A 21,490-nucleotide genomic window follows, 5' to 3' on the forward strand; every position below is an offset into this window, starting at 1 on the left:
GCGAGCATGGCGGGTCGGTGTCATTGACCTGAGAGAGGCCCACGTCCATGTGACGTGGGCCTCTCTCGTCATGAACAAAAAGTCCGCAATCCAGCGCGGCTAACGCCTACTCATCAGTAGGTGCGACCATCGGACGGCATCAGCGTCACAGGTGAAAGCAGAGGAAGTCGGCCATGGCAACGGCGCCCAGCGTCTCCTACTCGATTACGGTCCGGCTGGAGGTGCCCGCGAGCGGCACCGCGGTCTCCCAGATCACCACGGCCGTAGAGTCCCACGGAGGCTCGGTGACCGGCCTCGACGTGACCGCGTCCGGCCACGAGAAGCTCCGCATCGACGTCACCATCGCCGCGTCCTCCACCGCGCACGCCGACGAGATCGTCCAGCAGCTGCGCGGCATCGAAGGCGTCACGCTCGGCAAGGTCTCCGACCGTACGTTCCTGATGCACCTCGGCGGCAAGATCGAGATGCAGTCCAAGCACCCCATCCGCAACCGTGACGACCTCTCGATGATCTACACCCCGGGTGTCGCCCGCGTCTGCATGGCGATCGCCGAGAACCCCGAGGACGCCCGCCGCCTCACCATCAAGCGCAACTCCGTTGCGGTCGTGACGGACGGCTCGGCCGTGCTGGGCCTGGGCAACATCGGCCCCAAGGCCGCCCTCCCGGTCATGGAGGGCAAGGCGGCCCTCTTCAAGCGGTTCGCCGGCATCGACGCCTGGCCGCTGTGCCTCGACACCCAGGACACCGACGCGATCGTCGAGATCGTCAAGGCGATCGCCCCCGGGTTCGCCGGCATCAACCTCGAGGACATCTCGGCGCCGCGCTGCTTCGAGATCGAGGCCCGGCTGCGCGAGGCCCTCGACATCCCCGTCTTCCACGACGACCAGCACGGCACCGCGATCGTCGTCCTCGCCGCCCTGACGAACGCACTTCGCGTCACCGGCAAGGCAATTGAGAACATCCGGGTCGTCATGTCCGGCGCCGGCGCGGCCGGTACGGCCATCCTCAAGCTGCTGCTCGCCGCGGGCCTCAAGAACGCCGTCGTCGCCGACATCCACGGCGTCGTGCACGCCGGCCGCGAGGACCTCGTCGACGCCGCCCCGGGCTCGGCGCTGCGCTGGATCGCCGACAACACCAACCCCGAGGGCCTGACCGGAACGTTGAAGGAGGCCGTGCACGGCGCGGACGTCTTCATCGGCGTCTCCGCCCCGAACGTCCTCGACGGCACCGACGTCGCCGCCATGGCCGAGGGGGCGATTGTGTTCGCGCTCGCGAACCCCGACCCCGAGGTCGACCCGGCGGTCGCCCGTCAGACGGCGGCCGTCGTGGCCACCGGCCGCTCCGACTTCCCGAACCAGATCAACAACGTGCTGGTCTTCCCCGGTGTCTTCCGCGGCCTGCTGGACGCCCAGTCCCGCACGGTCAACACGGACATGATGCTCGCGGCCGCGAAGGCCCTCGCGGACGTCGTCACCGAGGACGAGCTGAACCCGAACTACATCATCCCGAGCGTCTTCAACGACAAGGTCGCGGGCGCGGTCGCGGGCGCGGTGCGGGACGCGGCGAAGGCCGCCGGGGCGACGGCGTAGGACCTGCGTCTACAGTGAGCGTCGGCTGTTCGGCTGTGAGGATTGCCACGGCGGTCCTCCGGCCCGGCGCGTCGCGGAACCGGGCGCTTCAGGGCACCCTCTAGGGTGGCGCCACGCCCAGGCCTCTGTTCGTGTGACCCCCTAGGGTGTTCATACGAGTCCTGCGGGTGCCGGATTGGCTTTCCCGCAGCAGGTAGGGGCAGGATGCGTCCCTGGGCGCGAGCGCATCGGCTTCGCTGTGCCTCGTGTGCGGCCCCGCCGCGTGGCACACCCCAACGGCAAGAAGAACACGGGAGTAACAACATGAACCGCAGTGAGCTGGTGGCCGCGCTGGCCGACCGCGCCGAGGTGACCCGCAAGGACGCCGACGCCGTTCTGGCCGCGTTCGCCGAGACCGTCGGCGAGATCGTCGCCAAGGGTGACGAGAAGGTCACCATCCCCGGCTTCCTGACCTTCGAGCGCACCCACCGTGCCGCTCGTACCGCGCGCAACCCGCAGACCGGTGACCCGATCCAGATCCCGGCCGGCTACAGCGTCAAGGTTTCGGCGGGCTCCAAGCTCAAGGAAGCCGCCAAGGGCAAGTAAGCGCTCCTCTTCGAGCGCCGGGTGACTGCGGGCCGTTCTTCGGCTGTCGGGACGTCCGTGGCCGGCCGCGCAGTTCCCCGCGCCCCTTGAGGGCGCTCAGCACAACGCCGATGGGGCGGTCACCCGAGTCCGGGTGACCGCCCCATCGGCGTACGTACGACCCGGCCCTCCGGCCAAAAGCGGCTGCTCCCGGCCGGGTCGGGCGGCGGGGTCAGCCGAGGGCTTTGCCCGGGAGTTCGACCTTGGCGCCGAGTTCCATGAGCTTCTCCATGCTGTGTCTGCCCGGGGGACACCCCCCGGACCCCCGGCCCGGAAGGGGCTGCTCCGGGGCCGGGTCGGGCGGCGGGGTCAGCCGAGGGCTTTGCCCGGGAGTTCGACCTTCGCGCCGAGTTCCATGAGCTTCTCCATGAAGTTCTCGTAGCCGCGGTTGATGAGGTCGATGCCGTGGACCCGGGACGTGCCCTGGGCCGCCAGTGCCGCGATCAGGTACGAGAAGCCGCCGCGGAGGTCGGGGATGACCAGGTCGGCACCCTGGAGCCGGGTGGGGCCGGAGACGACCGCCGAGTGCAGGAAGTTGCGCTGGCCGAAACGGCAGTTCGAGCCGCCCAGGCACTCGCGGTAGAGCTGGATGTGCGCACCCATCTGGTTGAGCGCGGAGGTGAAGCCGAGGCGGGACTCGTAGACCGTCTCGTGGATGATCGACAGGCCCGTTGCCTGGGTGAGCGCGACGACCAGCGGCTGCTGCCAGTCCGTCTGGAAGCCCGGGTGCACGTCGGTCTCGAGCGCGATGGACTTCAACTGGCCGCCCGGGTGCCAGAAACGGATGCCCTCGTCGTCGATCTCGAAGGCACCGCCCACCTTCCGGTAGGTGTTCAGGAACGTCATCATCGAGCGCTGCTGGGCGCCGCGGACGTAGATGTTGCCCTCGGTCGCGAGCGCGGCGGACGCCCAGGAGGCGGCCTCCAGGCGGTCCGGCAGGGCGCGGTGGTTGTAGCCGCCGAGCCTGTCCACACCCGTGACGCGGATGGTCCGGTCGGTGTCCATCGCGATGATGGCGCCCATCTTCTGCAGGACGCAGATCAGGTCCTCGATCTCCGGTTCCACCGCGGCGTTCGAGAGCTCGGTGACACCTTCGGCGAGGACGGCCGTCAGCAGGACCTGCTCGGTCGCGCCGACCGACGGGTACGGCAGCGTGATCTTCGTACCCCGAAGCCGCCGCGGCGCCTCCAGGTACTGCCCGTCCGCCCGCTTCTCGATCGTCGCGCCGAACTGCCGCAGCACCTCGAAGTGGAAGTCGATCGGCCGGCCGCCGATGTCGCAGCCGCCGAGGCCGGGGATGAAGGCGTGACCGAGGCGGTGCAGCAGCGGACCGCACAGCAGGATCGGGATGCGGCTGGAACCCGCGTGGGCATCGATGTCGGCGACGTTCGCGCTCTCGACGTGCGTCGGGTCCATCACCAGCTCGCCCGGTTCCTCACCCGGACGGACCGTCACCCCGTGCAGTTGCAGCAGTCCGCGTACGACCCGCACGTCACGGATGTCCGGAACGTTGCGCAGTCGACTCGGCTCGCTGCCCAGCAGGGCGGCGACCATGGCCTTCGGTACGAGGTTCTTCGCACCGCGGACCCGGATCTCGCCCTCCAGCGGGGTTCCGCCGTGGACAATCAGTACGTCGTCAGAGCCGTTGACGGTCATGTATCTCGCGTTCCGATGAGTCGGGCAGGGGGCAGAAGGGAAAGGGTAATCGCCGCCCACCCCCCTTCTGTAAGCCCAAGTGCCGCCCAGACACGTCATAGCTGTGTCACAACACGAACGGTTCCTTGTCGGGCACAAGCGGTCACGGGTGGAAGTTGTGCGCGTGGGGCGCATCGTTGCGCTCTGAGCTGCATCCACTGCCGTAGAGGCATTGCCTCCCCACGCGGAGGGAAGATGCGGGATCATGTCTGGCATGACCGAGGTGTCCTCGCTCACAGGGCGGTTGCTCGTGGCAACGCCCGCCCTGGCGGACCCGAACTTCGACCGTGCGGTGGTGCTCCTTCTCGACCACGACGAGGAGGGCTCCCTCGGTGTCGTCCTCAACCGGCCCACCCCGGTGGACGTCGGCGACATCCTGGAGGGCTGGGCCGACCTCGCCGGCGAACCCGGTGTCGTCTTCCAGGGCGGCCCGGTCTCCCTGGACTCGGCCCTGGGGGTCGCCGTCATCCCCGGCGGCGGGGCGATCGACGGTGCCCCGCTCGGCTGGCGCAGAGTGCACGGCGCGATCGGACTGGTCGACCTGGAGGCACCGCCGGAACTGCTCGCCTCGGCCCTCGGCAGCCTGCGCATCTTCGCCGGTTACGCCGGCTGGGGCCCCGGCCAGCTGGAGGACGAGCTGGTGGAGGGCGCCTGGTACGTCGTCGAGTCGGAACCCGGCGACGTCTCCTCCCCGTTCCCCGAGAGACTCTGGCGCGAGGTCCTGCGCCGCCAGCGCAGCGAGCTGGCGATGGTGGCCACGTACGCGGACGACCCTTCGCTCAACTGATCGAGCACGGTGGAGCTCTCGTGCGAGTGCCTGGAACGGAGCAGGCGCTCGTTGTACCGGCCAGGGATCCATAGTTCCCGGCGGTTGATTACTCTTGGCCGTATGAGCACTCTCGAGCCCGAGCGCGGGACTGGTACGGGGACCCTCGTAGAGCCGACGCCGCAGGTGTCCCACGGCGACGGCGACCACGAGCGCTTCGCCCACTACGTCCAGAAGGACAAGATCATGGCGAGCGCCCTCGACGGGACCCCCGTCGTGGCGCTGTGCGGCAAGGTGTGGGTGCCCGGCCGCGATCCCAAGAAGTATCCCGTGTGCCCCATGTGCAAGGAGATCTACGAGTCCATGGGCTCCGGGGACGACGACAAGGGTGGCGACAAGTAGGCCCGCTGCCCGGCTGAGCTTCGCGAGGCCCCTGAGGTGCGTTCCGCGCGCCTCAGGGGCCTTTTGCGTGTCACGAATTGGTTGAGACCTCTTGTGGGCGTGTTCATGCACGCCATAGCCTCCGTTGCGTTGAGCGAAACCGTCATTGCATATGTTGCAACGCACGTCCGGAGGATCGACTCCATGAAGCTCTCCCCCCGCTTGCCCGCCCTGCTTCTGACGGCCCTCGTCGTCACGGCCTGCGCCCCCCAGACCTCCTCCAACTCCTCCTCCGACAAGGACGAGAAGACCGGCACCCTGCGCGTCTGGCTCTTCCAGGAAGTCGGCAACCAGCCGAAGCAGAAGGTCGTCGACGCCGCCGTCGCCGCCTTCGAGAAGGCCCACAAGGGCACCAGGGTCAAGGTCGAGTACATCCCGATCGAGACCCGCGCCCAGCGCGTCAAGGCCGCCTTCAACGACCCGTCCTCCGCACCCGATGTGATGGAGTACGGCAACACCGACACCGCCGGCTATGTGAAGGACGGCGGACTCCTCGACGTCACCAAGGAGTTCGGCGCCTGGGACGAGGCCAAGGACACCGACCCCACCGCGAAGACATCGGTCACCGTGGACGGCAAGGTGTACGGCTCGCCCTTCTACGTCGGCGTCCGCGCGCTGTACTACCGGACCGACGTCTTCAAGGAACTCGGTCTGCAACCACCCAGGACCATGGCCGAGTTGGCCGAGACCGCCCGGAAGATCCGCGCCGCCGAGCCCGAGTTGTACGGCCTGGTCGTCGGCGGCGCCTACACGTACGGCGCGATGCCCTTCATCTGGGCCAACGGCGGCGAACTCGCGACCGGCAAGGGCGGCTCGTACGCCTCCGCGATCTCCGGCGCGGCCGCCCAGAAGGGCATCAAGGAGTACACCTCGCTCTTCACCGACGACAACTGCCCCGCCGCGAAGTGCGCCGGCATGGGCGGCAACGACACGATCACCGCGTTCGCGGCGGGCAAGGCCGGCATGGCGATCGGGGGTGACTTCAGCCATACCGCGGTGGAGGCCGGGAAGGTCAAGGGCAAGTACGCGGTGGTGCCGCTGCCGGGGGTCTCCGCGGGGTCGATCGCTCCCGCGTTCGCCGGTGGCAACAACATCGGGGTGCTGAAGAGCACGTCCCACCGGACGCTGGCGGTCCAGCTGATGGAGCAGCTCACGTCGAAGGCGACGCAGGCGTCGATGTTCGACGCGATGGGCTTCCTGCCGACCTTCGCGGACGTCCGGCAGCGGGTCGCGGCCCAGCAGCCGTACGTGAAGCCGTTCGCGCAGACCCTCGCGGCCGGGACCAAGTTCGTGCCCGCGTCGCCCGCCTGGTCGCAGATCGACTCCTCGCTGGTGCTGCCGACGATGTTCCAGGAGGTCATCAGCGGCAAGAAGAGCGTGGCGGCGGCCTCCGGTGAAGCGGCGAAGAAGATGAACGACGCGTTCGGATCCGTCGGGTGACCTCGGCGACCCACCGTGCCACCCGGACGCCCTGGCTCTATCTCGCCCCCGCCCTGGTCGTCCTCGGCGGACTGCTCGTCTACCCCATCTACCAGCTCGGCCTGATCTCCTTCTTCCAGTACACCCAGGCTCAGGTCAGCGGCGGTGAACCGACCACCTTCCAGGGGTTCGGGAACTACTCGGCGCTCTTCTCAGACCCGGAGTTCTGGCAGGTGCTGCTCGCCACCGTGCTGTTCGCGGCGGCCTGCGTCGTGTCGACGCTCGCCGTCGGGTGCGCGCTGGCGGTGCTGCTCACGCGCGTGCGTGCCGTGCCGCGGCTGGCGTTGCTGCTGGCCGCGCTCGGAGCGTGGGCGACACCGGCCGTGACCGGGTCGACGGTCTGGCTGTTCCTCTTCGACCCCGACTTCGGCCCGGTGAACCGGATCCTGGGACTCGGTGACCACTCCTGGACGTACGGGCGGCTCAGCGCCTTCCTCCTCGTCCTGCTCGAAGTCGTCTGGTGCTCCTTCCCGTTCGTGATGGTCACGGTCTACGCCGGGATCCGCGCCGTACCGGCAGAGGTGCTGGAGGCCGCCGCGCTGGACGGTGCCTCGCAGTGGCGGATCTGGCGCTCGGTGCTCGCGCCGATGCTGCGGCCCATCCTGACCGTCGTCACCATCCAGTCGGTCATCTGGGACTTCAAGGTCTTCACCCAGATCTACGTCATGACAAACGGCGGCGGCATCGCGGGCCAGAACCTCGTCCTGAACGTCTACGCCTACCAGCAGGCGTTCGCCTCCTCGCAGTACAGCCTCGGCTCGGCGATCGGAGTCGTGATGCTGCTGATCCTGCTCGCCGTGACGCTTGTCTACCTGCGGCTGCTCCACCGCCAGGGGGAGGAACTGTGAACCTTCTACGGCGTCCTTGGCGGCTGGCCGCGGAGGCCTCGGCGTTGCTCATCGCCCTGGTGGTCGCCTTCCCCCTCTACTGGATGGTGCTCAGCGCCTTCAAACCGGCCGGAGAGATCGAGTCGACCGAGCCCCGGCCCTGGACGCTCGCGCCCTCGCTGGATTCCTTCCGGCGCGTGTTCGGACAGCAGGATTTCGGTCGGTATTTCGTCAACAGCCTTGTCGTCGCGTGCAGTGTCGTGATCGTCTCGGCGTTGATCGCGTTTCTCGCGGCGACCGCCGTGACACGATTCCGCTTCCGCTTCCGGACCACCTTGCTGATCATGTTTCTGGTGGCCCAGATGGTGCCCGTGGAGGCCCTCACCATCCCCTTGTTCTTCCAGATGCGGGACTTCGGTCTGCTGAACACGCTGGGCTCGCTGATCCTGCCCCACATCGCCTTCTCGCTGCCCTTCGCGATCTGGATGCTGAGGGGGTTCGTGAAGGCCGTACCGGAGGCTTTGGAGGAGGCCGCGTACATCGACGGGGCGAGCCGCGCGCGATTCCTGTGGCAGATTCTCTTCCCCCTCGTTCTTCCCGGCCTGGTGGCCACGAGCGTGTTCTCCTTCATCTCGGCCTGGAACGATTTCCTCTTCGCCAAGTCGTTCATCATCAGCGACACTTCGCAGTCGACCCTGCCGATGGCCCTGCTGGTCTTCTACAAGCCGGACGAGCCGGACTGGGGCGGGGTCATGGCCGCGTCGACGGTGATGACGATTCCGGTGCTGGTGTTCTTCGTACTCGTACAGCGACGCCTGGTCTCGGGGCTGGGCGGAGCGGTTAAGGACTGACGTGACCTCACTGATTCCGGCGCCGTCGAGCGTCGGCGCCCCCGGCGGGCGGCCGTTCGTCCTCGACGAGGACACCGAGATCGAGGCCGGGCGGGGCGCCGCAGGCGTGGCCCGGTGGCTGCGCACCACGGTCGGCGCCGCGACGGGCCTGCCGCTGGAGCCCTACACCTCCGGCAGGAACCGCATCTTGCTGCGGATCACGCCGTCCCTCGCCGACGAACTCGGCAGCCCCGAGGCGTACCGCCTCACCGTGGACGAGCACGCCGTCGTCATCGACGGGGCCGGCCAGGAGGGCTTGTTCTACGGCGCCCAGACCTTCCGTCAGCTGCTCGGCCCCGCCGCCTTCCGTCGCGCCCCCGTCGCCTCCGGGCGCGCCTGGGAGGTACCCCCGGTCGCCATCAGCGACGCTCCCCGATTCCGCTGGCGCGGCCTCATGCTCGACGTGGCCCGGCACTTCATGCCCAAGGACGGAGTGCTGCGCTACCTCGATCTGATGGCCGCCCACAAACTCAACGTCTTCCACTTCCACTTGACGGACGACCAGGGCTGGCGGATCGAGATCAAGAGGTACCCCCGGCTCACCGAGGTGGGCTCATGGCGGGGGCGTACCAAATTCGGCCACCGGGCCTCACCGCTGTGGGAGGAGAAGCCGCACGGTGGCTTCTACACCCAGGACGACATCCGGGAGATCGTCGCCTACGCCGCCGAGCGGCATATCACCGTCGTCCCCGAAATCGACGTACCCGGACACTCGCAGGCCGCCATCACCGCGTACCCGGAACTCGGCAACACCGACGTCATCGACACGACCTCCCTCACCGTCTGGGACACCTGGGGCATCTCTCTGAACGTACTCGCCCCCACTGACAACACCCTGCGCTTCTACGAGGGCGTCTTCGAGGAACTGCTGGAGCTGTTCCCTTCCGAGTTCATTCACATCGGCGGCGACGAATGCGCCAAGGAGCAGTGGCGGGAGTCGCCCTTCGTCCAGGCCCGGATCGAGGAGCTCGGGCTCGCGGACGAGGACGAGTTGCAGTCCTGGTTCATCGGACACTTCGACAAGTGGCTGACCGCGCGCGGGCGCAGGCTCATCGGCTGGGACGAGATCCTGGAGGGCGGACTCGCCGAAGGGGCCGCCGTCTCCTCGTGGCGCGGCTACGAGGGCGGGATCGCCGCCGCACGCTCCGGCCACGACGTCGTGATGTGCCCCGAGCAGTACGTGTACCTGGACCACCGCCAGGACGCCGGCGCGGACGAGCCGGTGCCGATCGGCTACGTCCGCACCCTGGAGGACGTGTATCGCTTCGAACCCGTTCCGCCGCAGCTGACCTCGCAGGAGGCCGCGCACGTCCTGGGCACGCAGGCCAACCTGTGGACCGAGGTGATGGAGGATCACGCGCGCGTGGACTACCAGGCGTTTCCGCGGCTCGTGGCCCTCGCCGAGGTGGCCTGGAGCGCTCTGCCCGCCCCCGCGGAACGGGACTTCGCCGACTTCGAGCGGCGGATGGCCGCCCACTACGAGCGGCTCGACGCCCTGGGCGTCGGTTACCGGCCGCCCACGGGGCCGCTGCCGTGGCAGAAGCGGCCCGGTGTGCTCGGCCGGCCCATCGAGGGAGCGCCTCCGAACAGGTAAGGGAAAAAGAGCCCTAAGGGTCACCGAAGGGCGTTAATCGGTATGTGTAGGTGATCCCGTGCGAAAACGGACCATCTCCCTGACGGGGTGGGCGAATGCCGCCGAACGCCTCCTAGCGGACCCCTGTCTTCGGGTGTTGCGAAGATGTGCCAGAGTTGCCACGTCCGCCCTGTCAGCACGTACCGTACGGCAGCAACAGGCAGGACCAGCAGGACCAGGTGGGGCAGCGGGAAGGGGCAGCCGGTTTGACCACGCACACACCGCAGGCGGCGCAGGCCGTCACGCTGCCCACGACGCTGGACGAGGCCGTGGCGGCCCTCACCGCCATGCCCGCCGCCGTGCCCGTCGCCGGCGGCACCGACCTGATGGCCGCCGTCAACTCCGGACAGCTCAGGCCGGCCGCTCTCGTCGGCCTCGGCCGGATCAGCGAGATCCGCGGCTGGCAGTACCAGGACGGCCACGCGCTCCTCGGCGCCGGACTCACGCACGCGCGCATGGGCCGCCCCGACTTCGCCGCCCTCATCCCCGCGCTCGCGGCCGCCGCCCGCGCCGCCGGCCCACCGCAGATCCGCAACGCGGGCACCCTGGGCGGCAACATCGCCTCGGCGGCCCCCACGGGCGACGCGCTGCCCGTCCTCGCCGCCCTCGAAGCCACGCTGATCATCGCGGGCGCGGACGGAGCCCGTCGGGAGATGCCGGTCTCGCACCTGCTGGCCGGCATGGAGATGCTGCGCGCGGGCGAACTCATCGGCTACGTGCGCGTGCCGCTGCTGCACGCCCCGCAGGTCTTCCTCAAGGTCACAGGCCGCACCGGCCCGGGCCGCGCGATGGCCTCCGTCGCACTGGTCCTCGACCCGGCCCGGCGCGGGGTCAGGTGTGCCGTCGGTGCCATAGCGCCGATGCCGCTGCGCCCCCTGGACGCCGAGCAGTGGGTCGCCCGGCTCATCGACTGGGACAACAACCGCGCGATCGTCCCGGAGGCCCTGGAGGCCTTCGGCGAGTACGTGTCCGCGGCCTGCATCCCCGACCCGGCACCGGCCGCGGACGGCTCCGTGCCGCAGCATCCGCCCGCAGTACTGCACCTGCGGCGCACTGTCGCCGCGCTGGCCCGACGAGCACTGGGGAGGGCACTTTCGTGACCGACGACCAGCACGGAGAGGGCACGCCCAGGGCCGCCGGCCGCTGGGACCCGCTGCCCCAGGGTGACTACGACGACGGCGCGACCGCCTTCGTGAAGCTCCCCGAAGGGGGCATCGACGCCCTCCTGGCCTCCGCCGACAGCCCGCTCGCCGCGCCCGGTCACGGCTATGTGCCGCCGCAGATAACGGCCACGCCGGGCGACGGGACCGACCCGGCGGCCGCGGGCGGCTGGGCCGTGCCGGCCGAGGGCGCGCAGTGGCCCGACCCGAGCACCCTGCCGCAGGGCCAGACCGGGCAGTTCACGTACAACCCCGCGACCACCCAGCAGTGGAACGTCGAGGACACCGCGGCCGCGCCCGCGCCGGGTCACGACGTCACCGGCCAGTGGTCGATCCCCGTCGCCGGCGGCGACCTCCCGGACGAATCGGGCGAGTTCACCACGTCGTCCCTGGTCGAGCAGTGGGGCGGCACCCCTCCGGCGACCCTGCCGGGCGGCGCGGCCGCACCCTGGGCGACGCAGCCGGCGCAGCCGTGGGGGGACCAGCCCCAGGACGGCCCGGGAGCGGGACCAGAGCACGACGGACCGGCCGGGGAACGGCACACGCACGTGCCGCGGAGTGACGGGCACGGCGGCGGCTTCGGCAACGGTCACGGCGGTGCGGTGAGCGACGGCCCCACCGGTCCTGTGGGCGACGGCAACGCGCACGTGCCGCACGGTGACGGGCACGGTGGCCGCTTCGGCAACGGTCACGGCGGTGCGGTGAGCGACGGCCCCACCGGTCCTGCGGGCGACGGCAACGCGCACGTGCCGAACGGTGACGGGCACGGTGGCGACTTCGACAACGGTCACGGCGGTGCGGTGGGCGACGACCACGCGCACGTGCCCCCCGGTGACGGACCGGCCGGTGATGTCGACGAGCGGCACGCCGGCCCGGCCGGTGACGCGCACGCCGGCGCGGCGGACGACACGCAGCTGCCGTCCGCCGCGCACCTGGGAAGTCACGCGGTCGCCGACGCGCCGCAGCGGCCCGAGCCGGACGAGGCGTCCCACGAGGCGGCCCGGGACTCCGCGCAGCCGCACCCCGACAGCGACGGCCACGGCATCCGCCTCGCCGAACCGCACGACACCGCCCAGCCCCGCCATCCCGCCGAGCCCTACGGGGACGGCCCCGCCGCAACCGCCTCACGGCCCGCTCCCGGCCCCGGCGAGACTTCGGCACCCCCAAGGGTCTCCGAGGGCGCCGAAGAGGCCGTAGAGGCCACTGACGGCCCCGCCGAGCCCGGTGCGGAGCACGCCCCGGCCGACGGCGTGCTCCGCGGACAGGGTCCGGAGGCCGCGGAGGAGCACGCGAGCGACTCCGACGAGAACCCCGACGACCAGGCCCCCGCGCTCCCCGGCGAGGAACACCCCCTCGCCTCCTACGTCCTGCGCGTCAACGGCGTCGACCGCCCCGTCACCGGCGCCTGGATCGGCGAGTCGCTGCTCTACGTGCTGCGCGAGCGGCTCGGCCTCGCCGGCGCCAAGGACGGCTGCTCGCAGGGCGAGTGCGGGGCGTGCAACGTCCAGGTCGACGGCCGGCTCGTCGCCTCCTGCCTGGTGCCCGCGGTGACCGCCGCCGGCAGCGAGGTCCGTACCGTCGAGGGACTCGCCGAGGACGGCCGGCCCTCGGACGTGCAGCGGGCGCTCGCCCGGTGCGGCGCCGTGCAGTGCGGGTTCTGCGTGCCCGGCATGGCGATGACCGTGCACGACCTGCTGGAGGGCAACCCCGCGCCCACCGAGCTGGAGACCCGCCAGGCGCTGTGCGGGAACCTCTGCCGCTGCTCCGGCTACCGGGGCGTCGTCGACGCCGTCAAGGAGGTCGTCGCCGAGCGCGAGGCCCACGCGACGGGCGACGGTGAGACGGACGGCGACGAGGCACGTATCCCGCATCAGGCGGGCCCCGGGGGCGGAAGCGTCCACCCGTCGGCGTTCGACTCCCCGGGGTTTCCGCACACCGCCGGACCGCATGAGCAGGCATACGGACAGGGACAGGACGGAGGCCAGGCGTGAGCAACGAAGCCGCCACCGCGACCACTGCCGCGGAGGCAGCACCCGCTCCCGAGCCGATTCCGCACGGCATCGGCGTCTCTCTGCCGCCCGCCGACGCCCGCGCGAAGACCGAGGGCACCTTCCCGTACGCGGCCGACCTGTGGGCCGAGGGCCTGCTGTGGGCGGCCGTCCTGCGCTCGCCCCACGCGCACGCGCGCATCGTGTCCATCGACACCTCCCACGCGCGTGAGATGCCCGGAGTCCGTGCGGTCGTCACCCACGAGGACGTGCCCGGCAGCCCGGTGCACGGCCGCGGCAAGGCCGACCGTCCGGTCTTCGCCTCCGAGGTCGTACGCCATCACGGCGAGCCCATCGCTGCCGTCGCCGCCGACCACCCCGACACCGCGCGCATGGCCGCGGCCGCCGTCATCGTCGAGTACGAGATCCTCGACCCGGTCACCGACCCGGAGCAGGCCTTCGAGGCCGAGCCCCTGCACCCCGACGGCAACCTGGTCCGGCACATCCCGCTGCAGCACGGCGACCCCTCCGCGACCGGTGAGATCGTCGTCGAGGGCCAGTACCGCATCGGCCGCCAGGACCCCGCCCCCATCGGCGCCGAGGCCGGCCTCGCCGTGCCCCGCCCCGACGGCGGCGTCGAGCTCTACCTGGCCTCCACCGACCCGCACGCCGACCGCGACACGGCCGCCGCCTGCTACGGACTCGAGCCCGAGCGCGTCAAGGTCGTCGTCACCGGCGTCCCCGGCGCCACCGCCGACCGCGAGGACCAGGGCTTCCAGCTCCCGCTCGGCCTGCTGGCGCTCAAGACGCAGTGCCCGGTGAAACTGACCGCCACGCGCGAGGAGTCCTTCCTGGGCCACGTGCACCGGCATCCCACCCTGCTGAGATACCGCCACCACGCCGACGCCGAGGGCAAGCTGGTCAAGGTCGAGGCGCAGATCCTGCTCGACGCGGGCGCCTACGCCGACACCTCCTCCGAGGCCCTGGCCGCCGCCGTGGGCTTCGCCTGCGGGCCGTACGTCGTCCCGAACGCCTTCATCGAGGGCTGGGCCGTCCGCACCAACAACCCGCCCTCCGGCCATGTGCGCGGTGAGGGCGCGATGCAGGTGTGCGCCGCCTACGAGGCGCAGATGGACAAGCTGGCCAAGAAGCTGGGCGTCGACCCGGCCGAACTGCGCCTGCGCAACGCCCTCGCCACCGGTGACGTACTCCCGACCGGCCAGACGGTGACCTGCCCCGCGCCCGTCGCCGAACTGCTCCAGGCGGTACGAGACTTCCCGCTGCCCGACCTCCCCAAGGACACCCCCGAGGACGAGTGGCTGCTGCCCGGCGGCCCCGAGGGCGCGGGCGAACCGGGCGCGATCCGCAGGGGCGTCGGCTACGGCCTCGGCATGGTGCACATGCTCGGCGCGGAGGGCGCGGACGAGGTCTCCACGGCGACCGTACGGGTCCAGGACGGCGTCGCCACGGTGCTCTGCGCGGCCGTCGAGACCGGCCAGGGGTTCACCACGCTGGCCCGTCAGATCGTCCAGGAGACGCTCGGTATCGACGAGGTCCACGTGGCCCCCGTCGACACCGACCAGCCCCCGGCCGGCCCGGGCTGCCGCGGCCGCCACACCTGGGTCTCGGGCGGCGCGGTGGAGCGCGCGGCCAAGATGGTCCGCACCCAGCTCCTCCAGCCCCTGGCGCACAAGTTCGGCATGTCCACCGAACTGCTCCAGATCACCGACGGCAAGATCACCTCGTACGACGGAGTTCTGTCGACGACCGTCACCGAGGCGATGGACGGCAAGGAACTGTGGGCCACCGCCCAGTGCCGGCCGCACCCGACGGAACCCCTCGACGAGGCCGGCCAGGGCGACGCCTTCGTCGGCATGGCGTTCTGCGCGATCCGCGCGGTGGTCGACGTCGACATCGAACTCGGCTCCGTCCGCGTGGTCGAGCTGGCGCTCGCCCAGGACGTCGGCCGGATCCTCAACCCCGCCCAGCTGGAGGCCCGGATCGAAGCGGGCGTCACCCAGGGCGTCGGGATAGCGCTCACGGAGAACCTGCGCAGCGCGCGCGGCCTGATCCGCCACCCGGACCTCACCGGGTACGCGCTGCCGACGGCCCTGGACGCGCCGGAGATCCGGATCGTCAAGCTCGTCGAGGAACGGGACGTGGTCGCCCCGTTCGGGGCGAAGGCGGCCAGCGCGGTGCCGGTGGTCACGTCACCGGCGGCGGTCGCCTCCGCCGTACGGGCCGCGACCGGCCGTCCCGTCAACCGGCTGCCGATCCGTCCGCAGGCCGCGGTGGTGACGGACCGATGAGTTCTCCCGGCCAGGAGCCCCGCGAGTACGAACCGCCGCCCGGCCTGGGCAAGCTGGCGCTGTGGATCCTGCTGTTCGTGGTGGCGGCGATCGTGGTCGTGGTGGGCGGCGTGTACTTCGCGTGAGCGAGGGGGCGCCCGCCGCAGTGGAGTCGGCGTGAAGGGTGTCGTACTGGTCACCGGTGTGATGGCGGCCGGGAAGTCGACGGTCGCGGAGGCGCTGGCCGAGCGGTTGCCGAGGGCGGCGCATGTCCGCGGGGACGTCTTCCGGCGGATGATCGTGTCGGGGCGTGCGGAGTACCTGCCCGGCGCCTCCGGCGAGGCTTCGGCCCAACTCCGCCTGCGGTACCGGTTGTCGGCCGCGACGGCGGACGCGTACGCCGAGGCCGGGTTCACGGCCGTCGTACAGGACGTGGTGCTGGGCGAGGACCTGACGGCGTACGCCGGGTTGGTCCGGACCCGGCCGCTGTACGTCGTCGTCCTGGCACCGGACGCAGGGACGGTGGCCGCCCGGGAGGCCGGCCGGGCGAAGACGGGCTACGACGGCGAGACCTGGACGATTCCCGCGCTGGACGAGGCGCTGCGGACGTCGACTCCGCGGATCGGTCTGTGGCTGGACACCTCCGCACTGACCCCGGCACAGACGGTGGAGGCGATTCTCGCGGGGCGGGAACGCGCGAAGGTGCTCTGACGTCTCCTTGGTACGGGGGCGTTGTCAGTGGTGGCGCGTAGTGTTTCGAGCAGTGGGGGACGAGCGCAGGCCCGACGGGTTCGCCGTGCCGTGCCCGGCCAGGGGACTGCGTACGAAGCACACGGGGGAGCCATGAGCACGACCGATGCCGCCGTAGCGGCGATCAGACTGACCGAGGACGAACTGCAGCCGTACATCTCACATGTGTCGACCCGCCGCTGGCTCAGCGGCCCCGGACTGCCCGGCGACAGCGACCTGTTCACCTTCGAGGAGCTGCGCCGGGAGGGCCTGCGGACGGTGGCGGACGCGACGGCCGACCCGGGCGGACGGCTCAGCCAGGAGTTGTGCGACCAGCTGGTGATAGGCGGGCTGACGGATCTGCACGGCAGGGAGCGGGAGTCGGTCCTGCTCGACGGAGTCACGGGCGAGGTCTCGACGACGGCGTTCTTCCACGCCCGCCCGGACCTGATGGACCGCACCCCGCTGGCCCCCTCCCTCCCCACCCTGGTCCGCTTCGCGACGGCGACGGACGAACTGACCGAGGTGCGCGGCCAGTTCGCGGCGTACGCCGGCCGCTTCGGTCCTACGGCCGTGGAGGAGGCGACGCGCCAGCTGCTGACGGTGTTCGAGGAGGGCACGGGCGGCGAGGTGCCGACGTTCTGGAAGATCGCGGCCCTGATCCGCCCCCTGGCCCTGGTGGCGGGTCCGGGCACGGGGTCGGGCCTGGCCCTGGACCTCCCGCCGCGCCTCCTGGACCAGGAGTTCGGCCGTAGCCACGTCGTGCGCTTCGAGGACATCGACTTCCCGTCCACGCTCACGCACGCCCCGACCCGCCGCTTCCTGGCGGAGACGGGCCTGCCCGAGGACGGTGTCCTCTTCCACACCGACCCGGACGCCCCGCTGCCGACCCTCGCGGAGCACCGGCCCGACCAACTGCTCGCCCTCCCGCCCCGGGCGGAACACCTGATCGTCCTCGGTCACCTGATCGAGGACAACACCCTGGTGGTCGACGGCGAGACGGGCGCGGTCCTGAACTGGAGCGAGCGGGAAGCGACCCTCCACCCTCTCAACACCGACATCTCCACCCTCGCCTTCACCCTCTGGCTCCTGCACCGGGAGCGCCAGATAGACGAGTCACTCGCCCATGAGCTGACGAACACGCTGTACGTCCAGGTCGCCAAGACGATGGTCCGGGCCCTGTCCACCATCGACCCGACGGGCACGACGACGGACGCCGACTGGCACTACTGGACGGAGCTGTTCCAGGACGAGGTGGGCGGTGTGCTCTGACCGACCGCGCGGCGCAGGGTCGCCGAGAGGTGGTGCTGCAGGGGCTGCCCGACAGCCGCGAGGTCGTGGACGAACGTGAACGTGTCGCTGTCGGCATCGCCGTCGGCCAGGGTGTAGCGGCGACGGGTGGCGGTCACGTCCTTGGCGGTGGGGGTGAGGGCGACGGAGTGGGTGGAGAGATCGACCACACCTTCGCCCGCATGCCCGACCAGGACCTCGGTGATGCCGGTGGGCTGGGTGACCAGTGCCTCCACCCGGCCGTCCGGCTGAAGCCGCCACCACCCGCTCTCCCGGGCCGCGGGTCGCAACGGCGCCCCGTCGCCGTCGAGCAGCCAGGCCCGTGCCTCGTACCGGAGGAAGGGACGCCCGTCATGACGGAAGCTGACCTCCTGCGCATACGCGAAGTCGTCGTCGAGCGTCGGATACCCACCTCGGCCCTGACCGCGCCACACCCCGAGGAACCCGAGCACGGGCTCTAGCAGCGGGTGCGGAGCCGGTTCCCGGTCCACCCGGTAGCTCTCGGGAAAGGGAGGCTCCGCCACACTCTCGCCCACGCCCGCACTCCTCACTCACAACCACCACGGACCGCAAGCCTAGAACGCGGCACAACGGATGGTGGGCCCGAAGGGTCTCGGCGTACGGGTCCGAACGGCCGTGTACGGCGAGGAATGAGACGGACGAACGGGACTCCGAACCGTGAAAACGGCGTCCTGGTAGTTCAGGCTCGTTCGGATCCCGGGTGTCGCCTTCTGTCGGCACGGACGTGAACGAGCGCGAACTCGAGGCTCTGAGGGGGTTGGACGCCGGGCACGGTTGCTGGGGTTGCGGTATCCGTTTGCTGTACGTCCGCCGCGGCATCACGGAGGGCGGCGAGCCTGTTACGAGTGGTGACAGTATCTGGGTGGTCGCCGCCCAGGATCCGCTCCCGGGCGGCCAGAACCTGCTCGCGCAGGTCGAGGGCGTCCTGGACACGGCCGGCTTCGCGGGAAAAGTCCCTGATCGGCCGCATCGCCGACGATGCGACCCACTGCCACACGATCTTCGGGGCGGACCAAGGCGGTGGACCGCCTTCGACGGCCTCGGCACCTGCATGAGCTGCGTCACTTTGCAGGAAGGGAGCCTGCGGCTATCTTCATACTCAACAATATGACTAGGTGCCTAGTTGCCTAGCGGTGGCCGTGTGTCACTTCCCTCAGCAGCGTTGACGAGAGGCGGGCAGCCCCGTGTCGAGCAGTGGGTATCTGCGCTATGTCGCCCTGGGCGACAGTCACACCGAGGGACTCGGGGACGGCGACGACGTCCGTGGTCTTCGGGGTTGGGCGGACCGGCTCGCCGAGCAGGTCGCCCGCCACAGCCCCGGCCTGCTCTACGCCAACCTCGCGGTGCGCGGCCGTAAGGCCGGCCAGGTGCGCGCCGAGCAACTCGCTCCGGCTCTCGCGATGCGGCCCGACCTCGCCACCGTGGTGGCTGGGGTCAACGATGCGTTGCGCCCGGGCTGCGACCTCGACGAGGTGGCCGGCCATGTCGAGGCGATGTTCGCCGCCCTTACGGCGCAGGGCGCCACCGTCGCGACCCTCATGGTTCCCGATGTCGGGCGTATCACGCCGTTGGCCCGCCCGGTCGGTCACCGTATTTCCGCGCTCAACGCGCGCATCCGGGAGGCCGCCGACCGCCACGGCGTGGTGGTGGCGGAGACGGCCGCGCACGCGGCGGCGACCGATCCGCGGTTGTGGAGTGCTGACCGGCTGCACGCCGGCCCGCTGGGACACGCGCGCATCGCGGCTGCCGTGGCCCACGCGCTCGGTCTGCCGGGCAGCGACGATAAGTGGACTCTTCCCCTTCCGGCCGAGAGGACAGACATCCCTGCCTGGAGGACCGTAGGTGCCGAACTGCGCTGGGCCGGCACCTTCCTCGGCCCTTGGATCGGCCGCCGCCTGCGTGGCCGCTCCTCCGGCGACGGCCGCCAGGCCAAGCGGCCGGCGCTGCTTCCGGTGGTCGCGCCCGCTGGGGACATCTCCCCATCGGTGTGATGCTCTGGTTTGCGACGACGCCGGCGGCTCCTCGTGCTGAACTGCGCTTCACCGGGGGTGCGCACGCTCATGCCGGGGATAGCTGTTCATCACGACCTTCTGCATCGTCATGGCGGCCCCGACGTCCGGCGCCACGGCCCCCGCCAGGCGACTCCCCGGCTTGCACCGCACCCTCGGCGAGTTCCAGCCCCTGCGTCAGATCACCGGCGTCGTCCGCTCCATCCTCCACTACGACGCCCAGGGCGACGCCGGACTGCCCCGAGGCTGGGTGATCCTGGGCTCGGGACTCGCGGTCGCGTGCCTCTCCGGCTCCGACGTGACCCGGTTCTCCGACCGCAAGGGACTGCACCGCAATCCGGCCGACAAGGAACGCGGCCGGTCCTGGCTCGGACACAGACCGACGACCCCTGAGAGGGCGGCTGCTCAGACCGGTCCCGGGTAATCACTTAGTTGACTAACCGTGTTGGGTCGGACCGCCGCAGTCAGCCGTCGGCCCGGAGCGCGGCCGTGCGCTGTTCGAGCCTGCGCAGCGCCATGTCCCCCCACTGGATGTTCTCCCGCTCGAACGCCATCCCGCGCAGCAGGGTGAGATACGGGCCGATGCGCTCGGCCTCGGCGAAGTACGCCTCCTCAGAGCGCCCGTCGAGCAGGCGCTGCCGGAGTCGCTCGTAGCGGGCCAGCTTGGCGGTGGCCCACTCCGTGCGCTCGGCGATGGCGGTCCGGACCGCTTCCATATCGCCCGCGTCCAGGCACTGCACCTTGACCAGCAACTCGTCCCGGATCACCGCCGGTTTACCCAGGGGCTCGGCGGTGTAGGCATGGATGGCCGTCCGTCCGGCCTCCGTCAAGGAGAACAGTCGCTTGTTGGGGCGGCGCTTCTGCTCGACGACGCGGGCCGTGACGAGCCCTTCGGCCTCCATGCGCTCCAGCTCCCGGTAGAGCTGCTGAGGCGTCGACATCCAGAAGTCGGCAACCGTCGCGTCGAACGCCTTCGCGAGGTCGTACCCGGACGCCTCGCCCTGCAACAGCGCGGCCATCACCGCGTTCCGCAAAGCCATGGATGCACGCTAGCAGATTATTCAACGACGCGACTAAACAGTCACCCCTTCCCTGTAGACAAGCACTAACGGGCCCTCTAATCTCAAACGCACCTATTAACATTCTTGAGTATCAGAAGTGGGCTCATGCATCCCTTCCCCAAGGCCGTCGAGAGCGGCGACCTGGACGCCGTGGCCGCTCTGCTGGCCGACGACGTCGTCTTCACCAGCCCTGTCACCTTCAAGCCGTACCCGGGCAAGGCCATCACCGCGACGATCCTGCGCGGCGCGCTCCGGGTCTTCGAGGACCTCACCTACATCCGTGAGATCGCCAACCCCGACGGCCGCGATCACGCCTTCGTCTTCACCGCCACTGTCGCCGGCAAGCAGCTCCAGGGATGCGACTTCGTGCACTTCGACGACGACGGGAAAATCGACGAGATCACGGTGATGGTGCGCCCGCTCTCCGCCGCCCAGGCGCTCGGCGAGGCCGTGGGCGCCCAGTCCGAGCAGATCGCCCGAGAGGCCGCCGAACAGTAACCACGACGACGGACTTCGAGGACTGCTCAACCCTCCCGGCAGAGCGCCACAACGTCCCGGGCGGCTGCGCCGCCACCCTTCGACGAGGCCGCTTCGAGTTCGAGACGGCGCTGCACCAGCTGTCCAGAGGCGGCCGGAAGGCCAGCCGCACACGCTGCGCGGGCCGTTCGAGAAGCTCGGCACCGGCCGTGCGCGTCGTTGGCAGTGATGTCGGTGGCACCGGCCGCGACAGCACCGCGGATCGCAGCGTTGACGTCCTCTGCCATCATCAGCCGTCCACCCTCGTAGTCCCGGCCGCCAGGTTGGACATCGTTGGCATCCACGAGCCCGGTGATGCCCTCCATGTCCACACTGATGTAGATCCGCACTGCGCAGCCTCCTCAAGCTTGACGAGCACGCTCGTCAGCTCAACTGGACGGCGTGGCGGGGGACCGCTGGCCGAGCCACTGCTCGGCGTCCCAGGCATGGAACCGCTCTGCCTCGGTGAACCCCAGCTTTGCCG

General features: G+C 70.5%; 21 protein-coding genes and 2 pseudogenes. 17 read left to right on the forward strand and 6 right to left on the reverse strand.

The window, feature by feature from the left end:
• Positions 1-173 precede the first annotated feature (173 nt).
• Positions 174-1,589 (forward strand): NAD-dependent malic enzyme, encoded by a 1,416-nt coding sequence (locus tag ACIBJB_RS44670; protein ID WP_398939901.1) that lies wholly within the window; start codon positions 174-176, stop codon positions 1,587-1,589.
• Positions 1,590-1,892: 303 nt separating this feature from the next.
• The gene (locus ACIBJB_RS44675; protein ID WP_007382399.1) at positions 1,893-2,174 is read left to right on the forward strand and encodes an HU family DNA-binding protein; all 282 of its coding nucleotides are present in this window, start codon (positions 1,893-1,895) and stop codon (positions 2,172-2,174) included.
• A 348-nt stretch (positions 2,175-2,522) separates the two neighbouring features.
• Here ACIBJB_RS44675 and murA read toward each other — a convergent pair whose 3' ends face one another.
• On the reverse strand, positions 2,523-3,869 hold the full coding sequence (gene murA / locus ACIBJB_RS44680; protein ID WP_398939902.1) for a UDP-N-acetylglucosamine 1-carboxyvinyltransferase: 1,347 nt from the start codon (positions 3,867-3,869) through the stop codon (positions 2,523-2,525).
• Positions 3,870-4,122: 253 nt separating this feature from the next.
• On the opposite strand from murA, the gene ACIBJB_RS44685 reads away from it, so the two are divergent.
• The 12 genes from ACIBJB_RS44685 to ACIBJB_RS44740 all read left to right on the forward strand — a co-directional run bounded on the left by ACIBJB_RS44685 (position 4,123) and on the right by ACIBJB_RS44740 (position 17,381).
• Positions 4,123-4,695: a YqgE/AlgH family protein gene (locus ACIBJB_RS44685; protein WP_266383708.1), complete on the forward strand. Its 573-nt coding sequence runs from the start codon at positions 4,123-4,125 to the stop codon at positions 4,693-4,695.
• A gap of 102 nt (positions 4,696-4,797) precedes the next feature.
• A complete protein-coding gene (locus ACIBJB_RS44690; protein ID WP_057610823.1) occupies positions 4,798-5,076 on the forward strand; it encodes a DUF3039 domain-containing protein in 279 nt (92 codons plus the stop codon).
• 183 nt (positions 5,077-5,259) lie between these two features.
• The gene (locus ACIBJB_RS44695) at positions 5,260-6,555 is read left to right on the forward strand and encodes an extracellular solute-binding protein (RefSeq protein ID WP_398939903.1); all 1,296 of its coding nucleotides are present in this window, start codon (positions 5,260-5,262) and stop codon (positions 6,553-6,555) included.
• Entirely contained in the window at positions 6,552-7,442 is an 891-nt protein-coding gene (locus ACIBJB_RS44700; protein ID WP_398939904.1) for a carbohydrate ABC transporter permease, read from the forward strand. The genes ACIBJB_RS44695 and ACIBJB_RS44700 overlap by 4 nt, the downstream gene beginning before the upstream one ends.
• On the forward strand, positions 7,439-8,272 hold the full coding sequence (locus tag ACIBJB_RS44705) for a carbohydrate ABC transporter permease (protein ID WP_280857971.1): 834 nt from the start codon (positions 7,439-7,441) through the stop codon (positions 8,270-8,272). The genes ACIBJB_RS44700 and ACIBJB_RS44705 overlap by 4 nt, the downstream gene beginning before the upstream one ends.
• Position 8,273: 1 nt before the next feature.
• Entirely contained in the window at positions 8,274-9,905 is a 1,632-nt protein-coding gene (locus ACIBJB_RS44710) for a beta-N-acetylhexosaminidase (protein ID WP_398939905.1), read from the forward strand.
• Positions 9,906-10,150: 245 nt separating this feature from the next.
• A complete protein-coding gene (locus ACIBJB_RS44715) occupies positions 10,151-11,044 on the forward strand; it encodes an FAD binding domain-containing protein (protein WP_398939906.1) in 894 nt (297 codons plus the stop codon).
• A complete protein-coding gene (locus ACIBJB_RS44720; RefSeq protein ID WP_398939907.1) occupies positions 11,041-13,095 on the forward strand; it encodes a 2Fe-2S iron-sulfur cluster-binding protein in 2,055 nt (684 codons plus the stop codon). The genes ACIBJB_RS44715 and ACIBJB_RS44720 overlap by 4 nt, the downstream gene beginning before the upstream one ends.
• The gene (locus tag ACIBJB_RS44725) at positions 13,092-15,401 is read left to right on the forward strand and encodes a xanthine dehydrogenase family protein molybdopterin-binding subunit (protein WP_398939908.1); all 2,310 of its coding nucleotides are present in this window, start codon (positions 13,092-13,094) and stop codon (positions 15,399-15,401) included. The genes ACIBJB_RS44720 and ACIBJB_RS44725 overlap by 4 nt, the downstream gene beginning before the upstream one ends.
• Entirely contained in the window at positions 15,398-15,526 is a 129-nt protein-coding gene (locus tag ACIBJB_RS44730; RefSeq protein ID WP_256123013.1) for a hypothetical protein, read from the forward strand. The genes ACIBJB_RS44725 and ACIBJB_RS44730 overlap by 4 nt, the downstream gene beginning before the upstream one ends.
• A gap of 31 nt (positions 15,527-15,557) precedes the next feature.
• A complete protein-coding gene (locus ACIBJB_RS44735; RefSeq protein ID WP_398939909.1) occupies positions 15,558-16,091 on the forward strand; it encodes an AAA family ATPase in 534 nt (177 codons plus the stop codon).
• A gap of 132 nt (positions 16,092-16,223) precedes the next feature.
• Positions 16,224-17,381, forward strand: coding sequence for an SUKH-4 family immunity protein (locus ACIBJB_RS44740; RefSeq protein ID WP_398939910.1), 1,158 nt, complete (start codon positions 16,224-16,226; stop codon positions 17,379-17,381).
• Here ACIBJB_RS44740 and ACIBJB_RS44745 read toward each other — a convergent pair.
• Together ACIBJB_RS44745 and ACIBJB_RS44750 are read right to left on the reverse strand one after the other, a co-directional pair.
• Positions 17,336-17,935: an FABP family protein gene (locus ACIBJB_RS44745; RefSeq protein WP_398939911.1), complete on the reverse strand. Its 600-nt coding sequence runs from the start codon at positions 17,933-17,935 to the stop codon at positions 17,336-17,338. The two genes, ACIBJB_RS44740 and ACIBJB_RS44745, sit on opposite strands and share 46 nt — an antisense overlap.
• Positions 17,936-18,099: 164 nt before the next feature.
• Positions 18,100-18,390, reverse strand: a complete 291-nt coding sequence (locus ACIBJB_RS44750; RefSeq protein WP_398939912.1) for a tetratricopeptide repeat protein — start codon at positions 18,388-18,390, stop codon at positions 18,100-18,102.
• A gap of 214 nt (positions 18,391-18,604) precedes the next feature.
• Here ACIBJB_RS44750 and ACIBJB_RS44755 point away from each other — a divergent pair, with 214 nt between their 5' ends.
• Together ACIBJB_RS44755 and ACIBJB_RS44760 are read left to right on the forward strand one after the other, a co-directional pair.
• A complete protein-coding gene (locus ACIBJB_RS44755; RefSeq protein ID WP_398939913.1) occupies positions 18,605-19,411 on the forward strand; it encodes an SGNH/GDSL hydrolase family protein in 807 nt (268 codons plus the stop codon).
• Positions 19,412-19,520: 109 nt separating this feature from the next.
• Positions 19,521-19,853 (forward strand): hypothetical protein, encoded by a 333-nt coding sequence (locus tag ACIBJB_RS44760; protein WP_398939914.1) that lies wholly within the window; start codon positions 19,521-19,523, stop codon positions 19,851-19,853.
• 40 nt (positions 19,854-19,893) lie between these two features.
• Here the strand turns inward: ACIBJB_RS44760 and ACIBJB_RS44765 are convergent, their stop codons facing one another.
• Complete coding sequence (locus ACIBJB_RS44765) at positions 19,894-20,469, reverse strand: PadR family transcriptional regulator (RefSeq protein ID WP_398939915.1); 576 nt, start codon at positions 20,467-20,469, stop codon at positions 19,894-19,896.
• Positions 20,470-20,595: 126 nt separating this feature from the next.
• Between ACIBJB_RS44765 and ACIBJB_RS44770 the strand changes: the two genes are divergently transcribed.
• On the forward strand, positions 20,596-20,988 hold the full coding sequence (locus ACIBJB_RS44770; protein WP_033321395.1) for a nuclear transport factor 2 family protein: 393 nt from the start codon (positions 20,596-20,598) through the stop codon (positions 20,986-20,988).
• A gap of 176 nt (positions 20,989-21,164) precedes the next feature.
• Here the strand turns inward: ACIBJB_RS44770 and ACIBJB_RS44775 are convergent.
• A pseudogene (locus ACIBJB_RS44775) lies at positions 21,165-21,356 on the reverse strand (M55 family metallopeptidase); the annotation flags it as partial.
• 39 nt (positions 21,357-21,395) lie between these two features.
• Positions 21,396-21,490, reverse strand: a pseudogene (locus ACIBJB_RS44780) (GNAT family N-acetyltransferase); the annotation flags it as partial.

This window comes from Streptomyces sp. NPDC050759, assembly GCF_044456945.1.
Classification (GTDB): Bacteria; Actinomycetota; Actinomycetes; order Streptomycetales; family Streptomycetaceae; genus Streptomyces.

What these genes read in the sequence shown, in the direction of transcription:
- ACIBJB_RS44670 (WP_398939901.1), top strand. Translation starts at nt 174, where the DNA reads ATGGCAACGGCGCCCAGCGTCTCCTACTCGATTACGGTCCGGCTGGAG.
- ACIBJB_RS44675 (WP_007382399.1), top strand. Translation starts at nt 1,893, where the DNA reads ATGAACCGCAGTGAGCTGGTGGCCGCGCTGGCCGACCGCGCCGAGGTG.
- murA (WP_398939902.1), bottom strand. Translation starts at nt 3,869, where the DNA reads ATGACCGTCAACGGCTCTGACGACGTACTGATTGTCCACGGCGGAACC.
- ACIBJB_RS44685 (WP_266383708.1), top strand. Translation starts at nt 4,123, where the DNA reads ATGACCGAGGTGTCCTCGCTCACAGGGCGGTTGCTCGTGGCAACGCCC.
- ACIBJB_RS44690 (WP_057610823.1), top strand. Translation starts at nt 4,798, where the DNA reads ATGAGCACTCTCGAGCCCGAGCGCGGGACTGGTACGGGGACCCTCGTA.
- ACIBJB_RS44695 (WP_398939903.1), top strand. Translation starts at nt 5,260, where the DNA reads ATGAAGCTCTCCCCCCGCTTGCCCGCCCTGCTTCTGACGGCCCTCGTC.
- ACIBJB_RS44730 (WP_256123013.1), top strand. Translation starts at nt 15,398, where the DNA reads ATGAGTTCTCCCGGCCAGGAGCCCCGCGAGTACGAACCGCCGCCCGGC.
- ACIBJB_RS44740 (WP_398939910.1), top strand. Translation starts at nt 16,224, where the DNA reads ATGAGCACGACCGATGCCGCCGTAGCGGCGATCAGACTGACCGAGGAC.
- ACIBJB_RS44750 (WP_398939912.1), bottom strand. Translation starts at nt 18,390, where the DNA reads ATGCGGCCGATCAGGGACTTTTCCCGCGAAGCCGGCCGTGTCCAGGAC.
- ACIBJB_RS44760 (WP_398939914.1), top strand. Translation starts at nt 19,521, where the DNA reads ATGGCGGCCCCGACGTCCGGCGCCACGGCCCCCGCCAGGCGACTCCCC.
- ACIBJB_RS44765 (WP_398939915.1), bottom strand. Translation starts at nt 20,469, where the DNA reads ATGGCTTTGCGGAACGCGGTGATGGCCGCGCTGTTGCAGGGCGAGGCG.
- ACIBJB_RS44770 (WP_033321395.1), top strand. Translation starts at nt 20,596, where the DNA reads ATGCATCCCTTCCCCAAGGCCGTCGAGAGCGGCGACCTGGACGCCGTG.